The following is a 14,035-nucleotide window of genomic DNA, read 5'->3' as shown; positions in this document are numbered from 1 at the left end:
TTCAGTTATTTCTGGATGGTAGATAAACGGTAAAGGTTGCACCTTTACCTCTTCCTTCACTGGAGGCAATTATTTTTCCGCCTATGGAGTTAACTAACTCCCTGGTAATGGTTAACCCAATTCCTGTTCCCCCGGACCTGGTAGACCGGGATTTATCAGCCCGGTAAAAACGCTCAAAGATATAGGGGAGGTCTTCTGCAGAAATACCTGTTCCATTATCCTTTACACTAATTATTGCCTGATTTTTTTTAGAAGAGAGGGTTATTTCAATTTTACCACCCTCAGGGGTATATTTCAGGGAATTATTGATAAGGTTACCAAAAATCGTCCTCAGGGCGTCTTCATTACTGTCTATAAAAATAGATTGTTCCGGGTTGTATTTTTTGATAAGGTCAATCTGTTTTTCCCGGGCCTGGGGGAGATAGGAATTAAGGAGGTCTTCTAGAAAATTGGCCAGTTTTATTTTTTTCTTTTTACCCTGAATTATATATTTTTCAGCCGTGGCAAGGTCGTTTAGTCTATTTATAAGCCTTATTAATCTATTGATTTCTTCGTCAATTTCGGTCAGGGTAACTGAATCAACTTCAAGGACCCCTTCTTTAATTCCTTCCAGGTAACCCTTTATATTGGTAAGAGGGGTCCGCAGTTCATGGGCCAGGTCTGAGGTTGATTTCCGCCTTACTGTCTCCAGATATTTTAACTTAGCAACCATTTGATTAAATGAAGTAGCCAGTTCTTTAATTTCATCATTTCCCTTAACAGTAACATGGTGGTCTAACTGCCCATCGGCTACTTTTTTAGCTACATTATTAATTTTGATTAAAGGTTTTGTTAAATACCGGGATAGAAAATAACTAAAGACCATGGTAATAATGGCAATAATTATAGCCGAAAAGATAATTGCCCTGTTAATTTTTCTAACGAATAAACTGGATTTAATGGGAATATAAGGGCCTTCAAAACGTAACCAGTAGAGTTTCCCGATTGTTTGGTTATTATTTGACAGGTTAAAGGCCTCATAACCGAGGGGATAATTTCGTTCTACCATTATTCTTCTTCTGAAAGGGGTTATACAATAACCCTTCATCATTCTCCCGGGCATTGGGGTAGAACTATAAATTATATTACCCCTGGCATCAGTAAGCTTTAAATTTACATTATTTATCCGGGAGAACTCTGACAGTAACCTCTGGCTATTCCTAAGGCTCCGGGTCTCTTTGTAATTGTTTTCCAGCACCGAAACAAGATTTTCTATTTTTTCTTTTTTCTCCAGGTATAGATAGTCTTTAAAATGTTCGGGAATGCTATAATTCAGGTATAAACCTATAAATACTAAACCCATTATAGCTACTGATAACATTATTAAAAAAATTTTTATACCCAGTTTACTCATTTTAATCCCCCTCAAATTTATAGCCGACACCATATACAGTTATAATAAGTTGGTTTTTTTCTAGATTAAGCTTTTTCCGGATATTTTTTATATGGGCATCGATTGTCCGGTCATACCCTTTATATTCAAGGCCCATAACTTTTTTGGCCAACTGTTCTCTGGTAAAGACCTGACCGGGATTACGGATCAGGGTCACTAAGATATTGAACTCGGTTCTGGTTAAGTCAGCATCTCTACCATTAACTAATACTTTCATTCTGTTAGGATGAATTTTTAACCTTCCATCCTGGTACACAAAAATTTCTGCTTTTTCGGCCTTCTGGTTACTTCGTCGTAAAATTGCCTTAATTCGGGCTAAAAGTTCCCGAAGACTGAAGGGTTTGACCAGGTAATCATCGGCTCCATAAGCAAAACCGTTGACTTTATCTTCCTCGGTGCCTTTAGCGGTTAACATCAGGATCGGAGTCTGTTTGTCTTGCCTTATTTTCTGGCAGACTTCTTCACCACTTATTTCAGGGAGCATTAAATCAAGAATGATCAGATCTGGATTAAATTCATTTACTTTAGAAAGGGCCTCCTTACCATCACTGGCCATTTCTATAGAAAAATCATGTTTTTCCAGGAAGGCCTTAAGGACCTTCCTGATTTTTTTCTCATCATCTACAACCAGTATTTTGGGGTTCAACCTTAACCACTCCTTTTTAGTGGTCTTAAATTTATTATTAAATTTTCTTAATTATAACAATTAAATTTTAAGTTTTCAATTAAGTCAGAGTTTATATAAGCCAGGGTTTATATATACTGATTTTTATGATTGGGATACTTTATGACAAAGTTATCAGGGTATTTTATATTAAGTGATAAGGTATAATAAATAATAACACTATAATTATAAAAATAATTGTAGGGGGTTTATTAATGTCAGGCAAGCGAACCGTCTTACTTGATTTTGATGGTGTTATTCATTCCTATACATCCGGATGGCAGGGTATATCCCGTGTGGTAGATCCACCAGTACCCGGGGTGAAAAAAGCTATCGAGAAACTAAGAAAGAATTATAGAGTTGTTATCTGTTCGTCACGGTGTCGGGATGAAAGGGGAAAAGACGCAGTAAAAGAATACCTGAATAAATACGGTATTGTGGTAGATGATATAGTTTATACCAAAATCCCTGCCTTTGTCCAGATTGATGACCGGGCCCTTACTTTTGAAGGGAAATGGGATAATAATTTCCTTAATAAAATTAAAAAATTTAAACCCTGGACAAAAAGCCACAAATAACGATTTTTTTGCTAAAAATTTGACATGACAGTATATTTAGTAAATAATAGTACTGAGGGTGTAAAAGGGAATGATCTGTTAGACTTAATTTAATCACTTATTTACATTTGATTAAAGCAGATTAAGGAACTGGAAAGGAAGGATTTTATGAAAAAAAGAGTAGGTTATGGATTGCTTTTTTTTCTTCTTGTTATTACGTTAGCTTCTTTAACGATTACCGCTAAAGAACAAGAAGGAGTCTATTATTATCCTGAAACTTTAATGGATGCCAGGGATTTATATTTTAATGGTACTGAAGTCGGTATTTTAGCCCGGGCCTACAACGGAGATACATATTTTTTAGTATATGAACTAGGAAATCCTTATTTAACTGGGGTATATAATTTCCTGGCCACAAGTATTGAAGACATACAGAATGGAACTCTGCCTGAAGAAGAGGGGGTCTATTACCTGCCTGATGGGGTTACTGATGTACGGGATATCCAAATTATAAATAGGGAAATATTAATTACCTCCAGAACCGATGGAGGGGATGTGGCTATGACCATCTATCAGATGGGCCAGTCCTACCCCACTAGTTTTGTCCTTTATCAGGCCGAACCTATTGAAAAAATTCTTAATAATAACCTGACACCAGAACATGGTCTATATTATATTCCAGATACGACTACTGATGTCAGGGATGTGGATATAATTGGTCAGGAGATTATCTTAACCTGTCAGACTACAATCGGTGATGTTGCTATGATATTTTATGAAATGGGTGAATCTTATCCAACATCTTTTGCTATCTTCCAGGCTACTGCCCCTGAAAAAGTGGATAACCGGGAACTTCCCGTTGAAAAGGGAATGTACTATATCCCTGATGGTGGTACAGATGTCAGGGCTGTTGATTTTGTCGGAAATGAGTTTGTTTTAACGGCTCCTACGGATCGCGGTGATGTTGCTATGATTTTCTACAATATGGGAGAGTCCTACCCGAATTCCTATGCCAGGTTTCAATCCACAGAACCCAGCAAAGTTGATAACAGAGAGCTTCAGGGCGAACAGGGCCTTTATTTTATTCCAGATGGTTTAACTGATATTCGGGGTGTTATTATTGAGAACAGTGACATTCTGTTTCTTTCTAAAGCCCGGAGTGGAATTATAATGACCCTGTTCCAGGGTGGGAATTCTTATCCTGTATCCTATGCATTTTTTAAACCTACCGAGCCCGATAAGTGCTTTGATAATTAGGTATCTGTTTTTAAGGCAGCTAAAGTCGTTTAGTCTTAAAACTTTTTACACCCTCATTTTTTTGCTGTTAGGCTTTTTTATAAGTTTTAAAAATTAACTATATATAAGATAATTTTTACAATTTAAATTAATTATTAAAGACTCTGATATAAATAATTCAGGGAAATGGATAATTTTTTTATTTGAAAACCGAACACATGTATGGTAATATGAAAATATCCGCTATTGTAGTCGATTAAAATTTTAAAGGAGTCTGGTACAATGGAGATAGATTACAGTCAGCTTCCCAGAAACAGTATCATGTGTATTGATATGAAGTCTTTTTATGCCAGTATTGAAGCTGTTGCCAGGGGGCTTGACCCTTTGAAAACCTGCCTTGCTGTAGTGGGCGATAAACAGAGGTCCGGTTCTGTGGTTCTGGCGGCGACTCCTGCCCTTAAAGAAAAGTATAATATCAGGACCGGTAATAGATTATATGAAATACCGGATTCCTCTGAAATAAAAATTGTGGAAGCCAGGATGGGGCTTTATCTGGACAAATCTATAGAAACTACATGCCTTTTTAACAGATTTGTTCCCCTCAGGGATATTCATGTTTATTCAATTGATGAGGCCTGGTTAAAACTGGATGGAACGGAGAGGCTTTTTGGGGATAAATGGGAGGTAGCTTCTAAAATTAAAGAATTGCTCTTAAAAGAAATGGGACTTCATTGTAGTATTGGGCTGGGTCCTAACATGTTTCTGGCCAAGGTGGCTATGGATATTGAAGGCAAACGAAAGGGAATTGCTGAATGGACTTATGAAGATGTTCCTGAAAAGTTATGGCCAGTAAAACTGGAAAAATGTTGGGGGGTAGGGGTCCGCCTGGCTCGACAATTTAACCGGATTGGGGTTAGGACCGTTGGTGATCTTGCTCATTTGCCCCTATCCTATCTCGAGAATAAATATGGAATTATGGGTAGCCAGCTTTATTACCATGCCTGGGGTGTTGACCTCTCCAAATTAGAAGGCCATTATTATAATCAACCTAAAAATGTTGGAAAAGGGGTTACCCTTCTGCGTGATTACAGTAACCCCAGAGAGATAAAAACTGTTATTATGGAGCTATGCGAAGAAGTAGCCCGGCGGGCCCGCAAGGAAAACCTGGCCGGGAAGACAATTGCTCTTACCGTGGGCTTTAGTAAGGATGAAGTGGAAAAGGGGTTTCACGTTCAGAGAACTATTAAATACCATACCAATTTGACTATGGATATATACCAGGTATGTTTAGATCTATTTAATGAGAACTATTCAGGACAGGTGGTAAGAAAACTGGCAGTTTCCCTGGGTAATTTTATTCCTGATTCCAGTATGCAGTTAAGCCTGTTTGAGGATAAGCTTAAAAAAATTAATCTGGCCCGGACAATGGACAGAATACGCGATAAATATGGTTATACGGCTATCTTAAGGGCCAGGAGCCTGACCAGGGGAGCTATAAGCTTCAGGCAGCAAAAGTTAATTGGAGGCCATAAGGCCAGGTAAGTTCATAAAAAAGATTTAAATAAAAGGATTTTTTTTAAAATAATATAATTTAATATAGGGGGGGTAATTATGTGTGGGCGGTATATATTATCTGTCGATATATATCGAATTATAACCAGGTATGGGATTGAAGAGGCGGGGTTTGATTTTGCACCACGGGCTGAAATATTTCCCTCGGAGAAGGCTCCGGTGGTAACCAGGGAGGGTAACAAAAAACAGTTGCGGCTTTTTAAATGGGGTTTTTCTCCCAAATTTACCAGGTGGTTAATTATTAATGCCAGGGGAGAGACCATAGACAAAAAACCGACCTTCCGGGAGTCTTTTTTTAAGAGGAGGTGTCTCATACCGGCTACCGGATTTTTTGAATGGAAGAAGACAGAAAATGGTAGTCAGAGATATAAAATAACTGTTAACGGTGAAGATATATTTTCCATGGCCGGGATATATGATATTTTTACCGATAAAAACGGGGTAGAAGTCCCCTGCTTTTCAATTATAACCACCAGGCCCAACAAAAAAATAAAAAATATACATAACCGGATGCCAGTAATTTTGTCGCCTGAAAGTGAAGAATTATGGCTTAATCCAGATAGGGAAGAGCCCGGAATATTAAAGGAACTTTTACGGCCATACCCCGGGGAGGAAATAGAGGTAGTTAGATAATTTTTTAAAAGGGAGTGGTCTTACTATGAATATTAAATATTTGTTCTGGAATGGGGAAGAAAACAGGGTCCGGTCGTTATGGCGTGTTCTCATTCAGTTGTTGCTAACCCTGTTTTTAATTTTTGTTATTTCAACGATTGTTGTTAATCTTCTTATCATGGCAGGTATTTCCCCAAAGTTTATGAATACTGCCCCTGGTGATACAATCATTTATTTTTTTACTCTTGTTAGTACTGTACTCTCAGTCTGGTTTGTGGGAACTAAATTAGATAAAAGGCCTTTTTATGAATTTGGGTTTGATATCAATAAAGACTGGTGGCTGGATTTTATTTTTGGATTTGTGCTGGGAATTTTTTTAATGGGTATTATATTTATAATAGAACTTAAAGCCGGCTGGATAGAAATTAAAAACTCTGTTTTTCAGGGGATAGGTTCGGGAACCAGTGCCAGTGTTTTAACCGGTATTTTCTTGAATTTAATTTTTTTTATAATGGTTGGTATAGAAGAAGAACTTTTATCCCGAGGTTATCAATTATTAAACCTTAGTGAGGGTTTCAATTACAAAAAATCCCATCCGGTAGGTGCCATTATTCTTGCTACCCTTGTTACCTCTGGTTTTTTCAGTATTCTTCATGCTGGCAATCCCAATGTTACCGCAGTTAGTTTAATAAACATTTTCCTGGCAGGTATTTTCCTGGCAACCGGATTTGTTCTTACCGGTCAGCTGGCCATACCGATTGGTTTACATATTAGCTGGAATTTTTTTCAGGGAAATGTATTTGGTTTTCCGGTCAGTGGGATGAACAGGCAGGCCAGTCTCATTACCATTCAGCAAAAAGGGCCAGAGTTATGGACCGGAGGGGCATTTGGTCCAGAAGCTGGTTTGCTCGGGGTACTGGCTACTTTGCTGGGGATTTTACTTATAGTTGGCTGGGTGGTTTTCCGTTATAAAAAAGCAGGTATTTGTACCGGGTTGGCAGAGTATAACCATATTAAGGAGGTGTAAAATGTCCGGTATTGTATTTTTTAAGACAACCAGGCTGGAAGAAATAAAAAAATTTTACCAGGATAGAATAGGTATGGACCTCTGGTTAGATCAGGGGCAATGTCTTATTTTTGAAAAGGGTAATTTACAGCTTGGTTTCTGTAAGGGAGATAGAGCTGACATAGAAGGGATTATTACTTTTTACTTTGATTCAAAATCAACTGTGGATGAATATTATCAACGGTTTGAGAAGGAAGCCCTTGATAAACCGGTTATAAATGAAAAATTTAATATTTATCATTTTTATATAAAAGACCCGGAAGGGCGAAAGGTAGAATTTCAGACTTTTCTCCATGATCTTAATCCTTATCTTACCGGTGTTGAATTACTCCTGACACGTCGGAGTATTCGAAAATACAGGGATAGAGAAGTCCCGGAAGAAATACTGTGGAACGTTTTTGAGAGGTGCCGTTATGCCCCAACTTCCCGCAATTCCCAGTCCTATTATTTTGTTGTGGTCAAAGATAGAAACAAATTAGAATACCTGGCCTCTTTAAGAGGTAGTAACAGCAGACCTATTGCAACTGCTCCTATGGCTGTAGCTATTTGCTCTGATAGTAAAAAATCTAAAAGGTTTATTCAGGATGGCTGTATTGCCGCCTACCATTTTCTTTTAGCAGCCCGTCTGTTCGGTCTGGGTACCTGCTGGATAGCAGCCATGGATAGAAAAGAAGTCAAAAAGGTCCTTGATATTCCCCGGGATCATTATGTAGCCACGGTAACCCCACTTGGTTATCCTGCCGAAAAACCAAATATACCTCCCAGGAAGAAGGTTCAGGAGATGGTCAGGTTTGTGTAACTGGTAAAAGACCGGGCTGTTATTTGTGGTTGTTTTTATAACCAGAGAAAAGCCCGGTTTAATTTTTACTTTTTTCAGTGGTGTTACTTACATAAAAGTATTATTTTTTTAAAAATTAGTCTTGACATTTTTTTATTAAAAAATTATAATTAAAATGTAGTCATTAATTTTTTTATTCTATACTGGGAGCGCTCCCAGTAGGAGATGGTATTTTGTGGCTGATAAACAAAAACACCATACTCTGGAAAGTATAGCTAAACTGGCCGGGGTTTCCAGGTCAACCGTTTCCAGGGTAATTAATAATAAGGGAAATGTCAGTGAAAAAGCCCGGAAAAAGGTGCTATCAGTTATTAAAAAAGAAAAATATTATCCCAATGCTTCAGCCAGAAGCCTGGCTTCCCGGAAAACTAACAATATAGGGATAATATTCTGGGGTCATGACCCTGAATTTTTATCTAATCCAATTTATTATGAAATTCTACAGGGTATTCAAAGAGAGTCCTTAAAACATGACCTCAACCTGGTTTTGTATACAACCCATAAAGAAGAAGAGAAAAGACAGGAGCTTTGCTATAAGATTATTGGACAGAAAAATGTTGATGGACTAATTGTTATTGGTTCCCTCATGTATTTTGATTACTTAAAACTTTTTGCCAATAATGACCTTCCTGTTGTTATTATTGGGAAAAGAGATACCAAAAACCTGGACATTCCATATGTTTGTACGGATTACGAAGATGGAATTTATAAAGCAACAAGGCATCTTTTAAGCCTGGGAAGGAAAGAAATTGTTCTTTTACAGTCAACGGTGGATTATTATTTTCTTGAAGATAAATTGAGGGGTTATAAAAGAGCACTAGAAGAAAAAAATATTAAATTTAATTCTGATTACATAATAGAAGTAACATCAAATAACGAAGATTATGTTGAAAAAATAGTCAGGAACCATATATTAACTATAAAAAATATTAATGCCATAATTTGTGCTAACGATATTTTAGCTCAAAATTTAATTAAGGTAATAACATCACAGGGAATTGCTGTACCTGACAACATCTCAGTAATTGGTTTTAATGATATAAATACAGCTAGATATTTTAACCCACCATTGACAACAGTAAAACAAAATAAAATAAAGCTGGGGATAAATGCCGTCAGGACCTTATTAAGAAAAATAAATGGAGAAGAGACCGGTAATGTTGTTCTCGATGCTGAACTGGTGGTGAGGGGGTCAACTGCCCCTTTAAAATAAATATATTTATATATGGGAGCGCTCCCATACATGATAAAACTATAAAATTGAAATAGCTGGTTTTATCATCTAATTTGTTAAACTTATTTTAATAAAATCTAATTACAGGATGTAAATTTTAAAATCTTTAACTAGTTGTATCAGTAAATTAACTAATATATAGTAGTATCAGTTAATAAGTAATATAACTAAATATAAGCTTTTAATATACCAGGGTTTTTTACTCCTCCAGTCAAACAACACTGGGAGCGATCCCAAAAAATGGAGGTGGTTTAATACCCCGGGTAATAGTTATTGATCAAAGGTAGTGTACTAAATTATTTTGCTAATTTATTTTGTTTAAATTATCAAAGTCAAAATTAACAAAGGAGTGACAAATCAATGACAAAAAAGGGCTTATGCTTGGTACTTAATTTGCTTATTATTGTATTTGCTTTTACAGGTGTTTCAGTTGCTGATAATGGTAGTTTAACCGTAATGGCCCAGTGGGGTGGTCAGGAACTTGATGCCTTTATGAAAGTTATTGAAAGGTTTGAGGAGAAAACTGGTATTGACGTTAAATATGAAAGCACCCGTGATACTTCCACTGTACTGGTTACCAGAATCCAGGCAGGAAACCCGCCTGAAGTATGTGTTATCCCTGACCTTGGTTTGATTAAAGACCTTGGTCAAGAAGGGAGTTTAGTTGATCTGAATAAGGTTCTGGATATGGACAGGATTAAAGAAGAATATAACGATGTCTGGCTTGACTTAACTACTGTAGATGGCCACATGTATGGTCTGGTAATGACCGCCGATATTAAAAGTCTTATCTGGTATAATCCTAAAGCCTTTAAAGCCAGGGGGTATGAGGTCCCTGGAACCCTGGATGAACTGATGAGTTTAACTGAGAGAATGGCCAGAAAGGGAGATATTCCCTGGGCTGTAGGATTAGAATCTGGTCCGGCCAGTGGCTGGCCAGGTACTGACTGGATTGAGGATCTTGTCTTAAGGTTGGCAGGCCCTGAAGTATTTGATAAATGGATTAACCATGAGATCCCCTGGACAGATCCAAGAATAAAAGAGGCCTTTGAGTACTTCGGAAAAATCGTTAAAAACTCAAAATATGTCTGGGGTGGACCAACCAGTGTCCTAATGACTAATTTTGGCGATGCTGTAGCCCCACTTTATACTGAACCTCCACAGGCTTTTATGCATAAACAGGCTAGCTTTATTACCAGTTTCATATTGGAACATAATCCTGACCTTGTGGCCGGTGAAGATTATGATTTCTTCCCCTTCCCACCGGCTGAAAAAGGAGAGGGGGTACCTGTCCTCGGGGCTGCTGATATGGTAAGTATGCTTAAAGATACCCCTGAAGCCAGGAAGTTTGTAGACTTTTTATCAACACCTGAAGCCCAGACAATCTTTATCAAAGAACTGGGTAAAATCGGTGTAAACAAAACAATAGACCTGGCAGTATACCCTGATAAGATTACCAGGAAGATGGCCAGAACTCTGTTAAATGCCTCTGTTTTCAGGTTTGATGGTTCTAATTCAATGCCGGCAGCTGTAGGTTCTGGTGCTTTTAACCCGGGTATCCTGGATTATGTTAGGGGAAAAGACTTAGATGATGTCTTAAAATCTATTGAAGCTGTAGCTGAAGAAAACTATTAAGTAAACCAGGGCGGGGTAGTCTAATATTTACAGGCTACCCCGTTTAAAAAGGAGGAGCTGGTGGAAGTGTTTAACAAAAAGCTTTGGGGTACCATTTTTTTGGGACCAGCTTTTTTAATAATGGGGATATATCTTTTATACCCATCTCTGCAGACTTTTTTAATGAGTTTTATGGATAGAACCGGTAGTGAGTTTGTAGGACTTGAAAATTATAATTATGCTTTTACAAGTGAGTCGATGTTAATAGCATTTCGTAATAATTTATTATGGTTAATAATATTTACACTGGGTACTGTGGGACTGGGCTTAATTTTTGCTATTTTGACAGATAAAGTACCCTATGAAAAGTTAGCTAAATCAATTATTTTTATGCCAATGGCTATATCTTTTGTCGGGGCCGGTATCATATGGAAATTTGTATATACTTATAAGCCTCCAATTTTCGATCAGATTGGTTTGCTTAACCAGATAATGGTTTTAATCGGAAAAGAACCGAAAGGATGGTTGTTGGAAGGGCCGTGGGTTAATAATATAGCATTGATATATGTAGGAATATGGATATGGACAGGGTTCAGTATGGTTATTCTTTCAGCTGCTTATAAAAATATTCCTTCCCATTTACTGGAGGCAGCAAAGGTAGATGGTGCGAACTGGTGGCAGACATTTCGTTATGTTGTTATACCGGAATTGTTACCAACTATAATTGTTGTTATTACCTCAAATGTTATCCGGACTTTTAAAATGTTTGATATTATTTATGTCATGACAAATGGTAACTATGGAACCGAAGTAATAGCCAATAGAATGTATAAAGAAATGTTTAAATACAGGCATTTTGGTCGGGCCAGTGCAATTGCTGTAATTCTGTTTATATTAGTACTACCAGTAATAATTATGAATATTAAGAAAATGAAGCAGGAAAACAACTAAAACAAGGGGAGAATATTATGGGTACAAAGGTAAATCTTAAAAAAATAATTCTAAATGTTATCCTGTTGGTAATTGTTATTACCTGGGTATTACCAACTTTGGGGTTACTGGTTACATCTTTTCGTCCCTCTAATGAAATTATGAAAACCGGATGGTGGACAGTATTAAGCAATCCCTTAAAAATAACCCAGTTTACCCTTGAAAACTATAAAGATGTACTCAAAACAAATGGTGTTGCCAATGCCTTTAAAAATAGCTTTTTTATTACCATTATTGGATGTACCCTGCCAGTTATTGTGGCTTCATTTGCTGCCTTCGGTCTCTCAAAGCTGAACCTGGAGGGGAAGAAAATATTTTATGGGATTGTACTCGCCCTGATGGTGGTTCCCATTCAGTTAACCTTTATTCCAGTGCTTAAACTTTATAATACACTTGGGCTCTCTGGCTCTTTTCTGGGGGTCTGGTTAGCCCATACCGCTTATGGATTGCCCTTTGCAATATATATGCTGCATAACTACTTTCAGTCATTACCAGATGACCTTTTTGAAGCAGCGTCCATTGATGGAGCTTCTGTCGGAACGATGTTTTTCAGGCTGGCGTTACCTCTTTCGACACCAGCTCTGGCTTCACTTGTTATTTTTCAGTTCTTATGGGTCTGGAATGATTTATTGGTAGCCCTTATATACCTCGGTGGGAGTCCTGATGTAGCTCCATTGACTTTAAGGCTCTCAACTCTGGTTGGTTCCCATGGACAGAGCTGGCATCTTTTAACTTCAGCTGCATTTATTTCGATGGTTATTCCCCTGATAATTTTCTTTACCCTGCAGAAGTATTTTGTCAGGGGTATGTTGGCCGGTTCTGTTAAAGGATAAAATATATTTGTATTATATATAAACTTATAAAGATATATTTATAAAATAAATGCTAAAATGTTTAAGGACTTAATGGAGGTAGTTTGTTATGACTGAATATGATGTTATTGTATGTGGTGGTGGTCCCGGGGGGATCGCAGCTTCCATTGGGGCTGCCCGGATGGGCAAAAAAGTCCTTCTGGTAGAAAGGTATGGTTTTCTCGGTGGTGGGGCAACAGCCATGCTGGTAAACCCCTTTATGACCTACTATTCAGGAGAAAGACAGATTATCAGGGGTATTTTCCAGGAAATAGTAGAACGGTTAAAGGATATGAACGCCTTTGGTAACAGCTTAATGAAAGAAACCCCCTGGGCCTTTGACCCTGAAGCTTTTAAGGTGGTAGCTGACCGTCTCTGCTCGGAAAATGGAGTTAATATCCATTTCCATGCCATGTTAGCCGGTGTTGAAACCTGTGGAAATGAAATTAACAGTATAAAGGTGGTTACTAAAGGTGGTTTAAAGAAATTAAAGGCTAAAATATATGTTGATAGTACTGGTGATGCTGATCTGGCTTATTTAGCAGGGGTTAGAGTAGAAAAAGGGAGACCTAAGGATGGTTTAACCCAGCCCATGACCTTGAATTTTAGAATGGCCAACGTAGACTTAGAAAGAATGCCTTCCCGGGGAGAAATAACAGAAAAATATATAGAAGCTAAAGAGAAAGGAATAATTGACTGTCCCCGTGAAGATATTTTATTTTTCTTTACAACAAACCCCGGGGTGGTCCATTTTAACCAGACCAGGGTTATTAAGCATGACCCTACTGATTCTGAGTCTTTGAGCAAAGCAGAAATTGAAGGAAGAAGGCAGAGCTGGGAGTTATCACGGTGGTTAATTAAAAATATTCCTGGGTTTGAGAATGCCTATCTTCAGCAAACAGCAACCCAGATAGGGATCAGGGAATCACGCCGGGTTATTGGGGATTATGTATTAACTGTTAATGACCTCCTGAAAACTAGAAAATTTGATGATGTTGTTGCCTGTGGGAGTTATCCTATAGATATTCATAATCCAGAGGGTGAAGGTACGATTATGAAGTACCTTGAAGAAGGAGAATGGTATGACATCCCTTATCGTTGCCTTGTTCCTCAAAACTTAAATAATTTACTGATCGGTAGCCGTTCTATTTCGTCAACCCATGAGGCCCATTCTTCATTGAGGGTTATGCCTATAGTTTTTGCCATTGGTCAGGCAGCTGGAATTGCAGCTGCAGTCAGTCTGGAAACAGGTAAAAACCCGCATCGAATCGATTATAGAATTTTACAGGAAGAGTTAATAAAACAGGGGGCTTTTCTGGGTGATAATGTAATAGTGGAGTAATTATAAAATAAAATTTTTATAATATAA

The 14,035-nt window shown here is 37.7% G+C and carries 13 protein-coding genes; 11 read left to right on the top strand and 2 right to left on the bottom strand.

The features are described from left to right. Window position 1: 1 nt before the first annotated feature. Window positions 2-1,393, bottom strand: a complete 1,392-nt coding sequence (locus HORE_RS06920; protein WP_012636263.1) for a HAMP domain-containing sensor histidine kinase — start codon at window positions 1,391-1,393, stop codon at window positions 2-4. A 1-nt stretch (window position 1,394) separates the two neighbouring features. Further along, complete coding sequence (locus tag HORE_RS06915) at window positions 1,395-2,078, bottom strand: response regulator transcription factor (RefSeq protein WP_012636262.1); 684 nt, start codon at window positions 2,076-2,078, stop codon at window positions 1,395-1,397. 233 nt (window positions 2,079-2,311) lie between these two features. On the opposite strand from HORE_RS06915, the gene HORE_RS06910 reads away from it, so the two are divergent. The 11 genes from HORE_RS06910 (at window position 2,312) to HORE_RS06860 (ending at window position 14,008) form a co-directional block, all read left to right on the top strand. Beyond that, a complete protein-coding gene (locus HORE_RS06910) occupies window positions 2,312-2,674 on the top strand; it encodes an HAD family hydrolase (RefSeq protein WP_012636261.1) in 363 nt (120 codons plus the stop codon). Between the two features lie 147 nt (window positions 2,675-2,821). After that, window positions 2,822-3,910, top strand: coding sequence for a hypothetical protein (locus tag HORE_RS06905; RefSeq protein WP_012636260.1), 1,089 nt, complete (start codon window positions 2,822-2,824; stop codon window positions 3,908-3,910). Between the two features lie 261 nt (window positions 3,911-4,171). Beyond that, window positions 4,172-5,431 carry a Y-family DNA polymerase gene (locus HORE_RS06900; RefSeq protein WP_012636259.1) on the top strand — a complete coding sequence of 420 codons (1,260 nt, stop codon included), beginning with the start codon at window positions 4,172-4,174 and terminating at the stop codon, window positions 5,429-5,431. Window positions 5,432-5,500: 69 nt separating this feature from the next. Beyond that, a complete protein-coding gene (locus tag HORE_RS06895; RefSeq protein ID WP_012636258.1) occupies window positions 5,501-6,094 on the top strand; it encodes an SOS response-associated peptidase in 594 nt (197 codons plus the stop codon). Between the two features lie 25 nt (window positions 6,095-6,119). Beyond that, window positions 6,120-7,100, top strand: coding sequence for a CPBP family intramembrane glutamic endopeptidase (locus HORE_RS06890; RefSeq protein WP_012636257.1), 981 nt, complete (start codon window positions 6,120-6,122; stop codon window positions 7,098-7,100). 1 nt (window position 7,101) lies between these two features. Beyond that, window positions 7,102-7,938 carry a nitroreductase family protein gene (locus HORE_RS12700; protein WP_012636256.1) on the top strand — a complete coding sequence of 279 codons (837 nt, stop codon included), beginning with the start codon at window positions 7,102-7,104 and terminating at the stop codon, window positions 7,936-7,938. 214 nt (window positions 7,939-8,152) lie between these two features. Further along, on the top strand, window positions 8,153-9,190 hold the full coding sequence (locus HORE_RS06880; RefSeq protein ID WP_012636255.1) for a LacI family DNA-binding transcriptional regulator: 1,038 nt from the start codon (window positions 8,153-8,155) through the stop codon (window positions 9,188-9,190). Window positions 9,191-9,604: 414 nt separating this feature from the next. Continuing rightward, complete coding sequence (locus tag HORE_RS06875) at window positions 9,605-10,846, top strand: ABC transporter substrate-binding protein (protein ID WP_226984143.1); 1,242 nt, start codon at window positions 9,605-9,607, stop codon at window positions 10,844-10,846. 162 nt (window positions 10,847-11,008) lie between these two features. Continuing rightward, complete coding sequence (locus tag HORE_RS06870; protein WP_226984142.1) at window positions 11,009-11,776, top strand: carbohydrate ABC transporter permease; 768 nt, start codon at window positions 11,009-11,011, stop codon at window positions 11,774-11,776. Between the two features lie 17 nt (window positions 11,777-11,793). Then, on the top strand, window positions 11,794-12,648 hold the full coding sequence (locus HORE_RS06865; protein WP_012636252.1) for a carbohydrate ABC transporter permease: 855 nt from the start codon (window positions 11,794-11,796) through the stop codon (window positions 12,646-12,648). 88 nt (window positions 12,649-12,736) lie between these two features. Then, window positions 12,737-14,008, top strand: coding sequence for an FAD-dependent oxidoreductase (locus tag HORE_RS06860; RefSeq protein WP_012636251.1), 1,272 nt, complete (start codon window positions 12,737-12,739; stop codon window positions 14,006-14,008). Window positions 14,009-14,035: the final 27 nt, after the last annotated feature.

Source organism: Halothermothrix orenii H 168 (assembly GCF_000020485.1).
GTDB lineage: Bacteria > Bacillota > Halanaerobiia > Halanaerobiales > Halothermotrichaceae > Halothermothrix > Halothermothrix orenii.
The sequence above is the reverse complement of the archived record's forward strand: the minus strand, read 5'-3'. Positions and strand labels throughout refer to the sequence as shown.

What these genes read in the sequence shown, in the direction of transcription:
- HORE_RS06920 (WP_012636263.1), bottom strand. Translation starts at nt 1,393, where the DNA reads ATGAGTAAACTGGGTATAAAAATTTTTTTAATAATGTTATCAGTAGCT.
- HORE_RS06910 (WP_012636261.1), top strand. Translation starts at nt 2,312, where the DNA reads ATGTCAGGCAAGCGAACCGTCTTACTTGATTTTGATGGTGTTATTCAT.
- HORE_RS06905 (WP_012636260.1), top strand. Translation starts at nt 2,822, where the DNA reads ATGAAAAAAAGAGTAGGTTATGGATTGCTTTTTTTTCTTCTTGTTATT.
- HORE_RS06900 (WP_012636259.1), top strand. Translation starts at nt 4,172, where the DNA reads ATGGAGATAGATTACAGTCAGCTTCCCAGAAACAGTATCATGTGTATT.
- HORE_RS06895 (WP_012636258.1), top strand. Translation starts at nt 5,501, where the DNA reads ATGTGTGGGCGGTATATATTATCTGTCGATATATATCGAATTATAACC.
- HORE_RS06890 (WP_012636257.1), top strand. Translation starts at nt 6,120, where the DNA reads ATGAATATTAAATATTTGTTCTGGAATGGGGAAGAAAACAGGGTCCGG.
- HORE_RS12700 (WP_012636256.1), top strand. Translation starts at nt 7,102, where the DNA reads ATGTCCGGTATTGTATTTTTTAAGACAACCAGGCTGGAAGAAATAAAA.
- HORE_RS06870 (WP_226984142.1), top strand. Translation starts at nt 11,009, where the DNA reads ATGAGTTTTATGGATAGAACCGGTAGTGAGTTTGTAGGACTTGAAAAT.
- HORE_RS06865 (WP_012636252.1), top strand. Translation starts at nt 11,794, where the DNA reads ATGGGTACAAAGGTAAATCTTAAAAAAATAATTCTAAATGTTATCCTG.
- HORE_RS06860 (WP_012636251.1), top strand. Translation starts at nt 12,737, where the DNA reads ATGACTGAATATGATGTTATTGTATGTGGTGGTGGTCCCGGGGGGATC.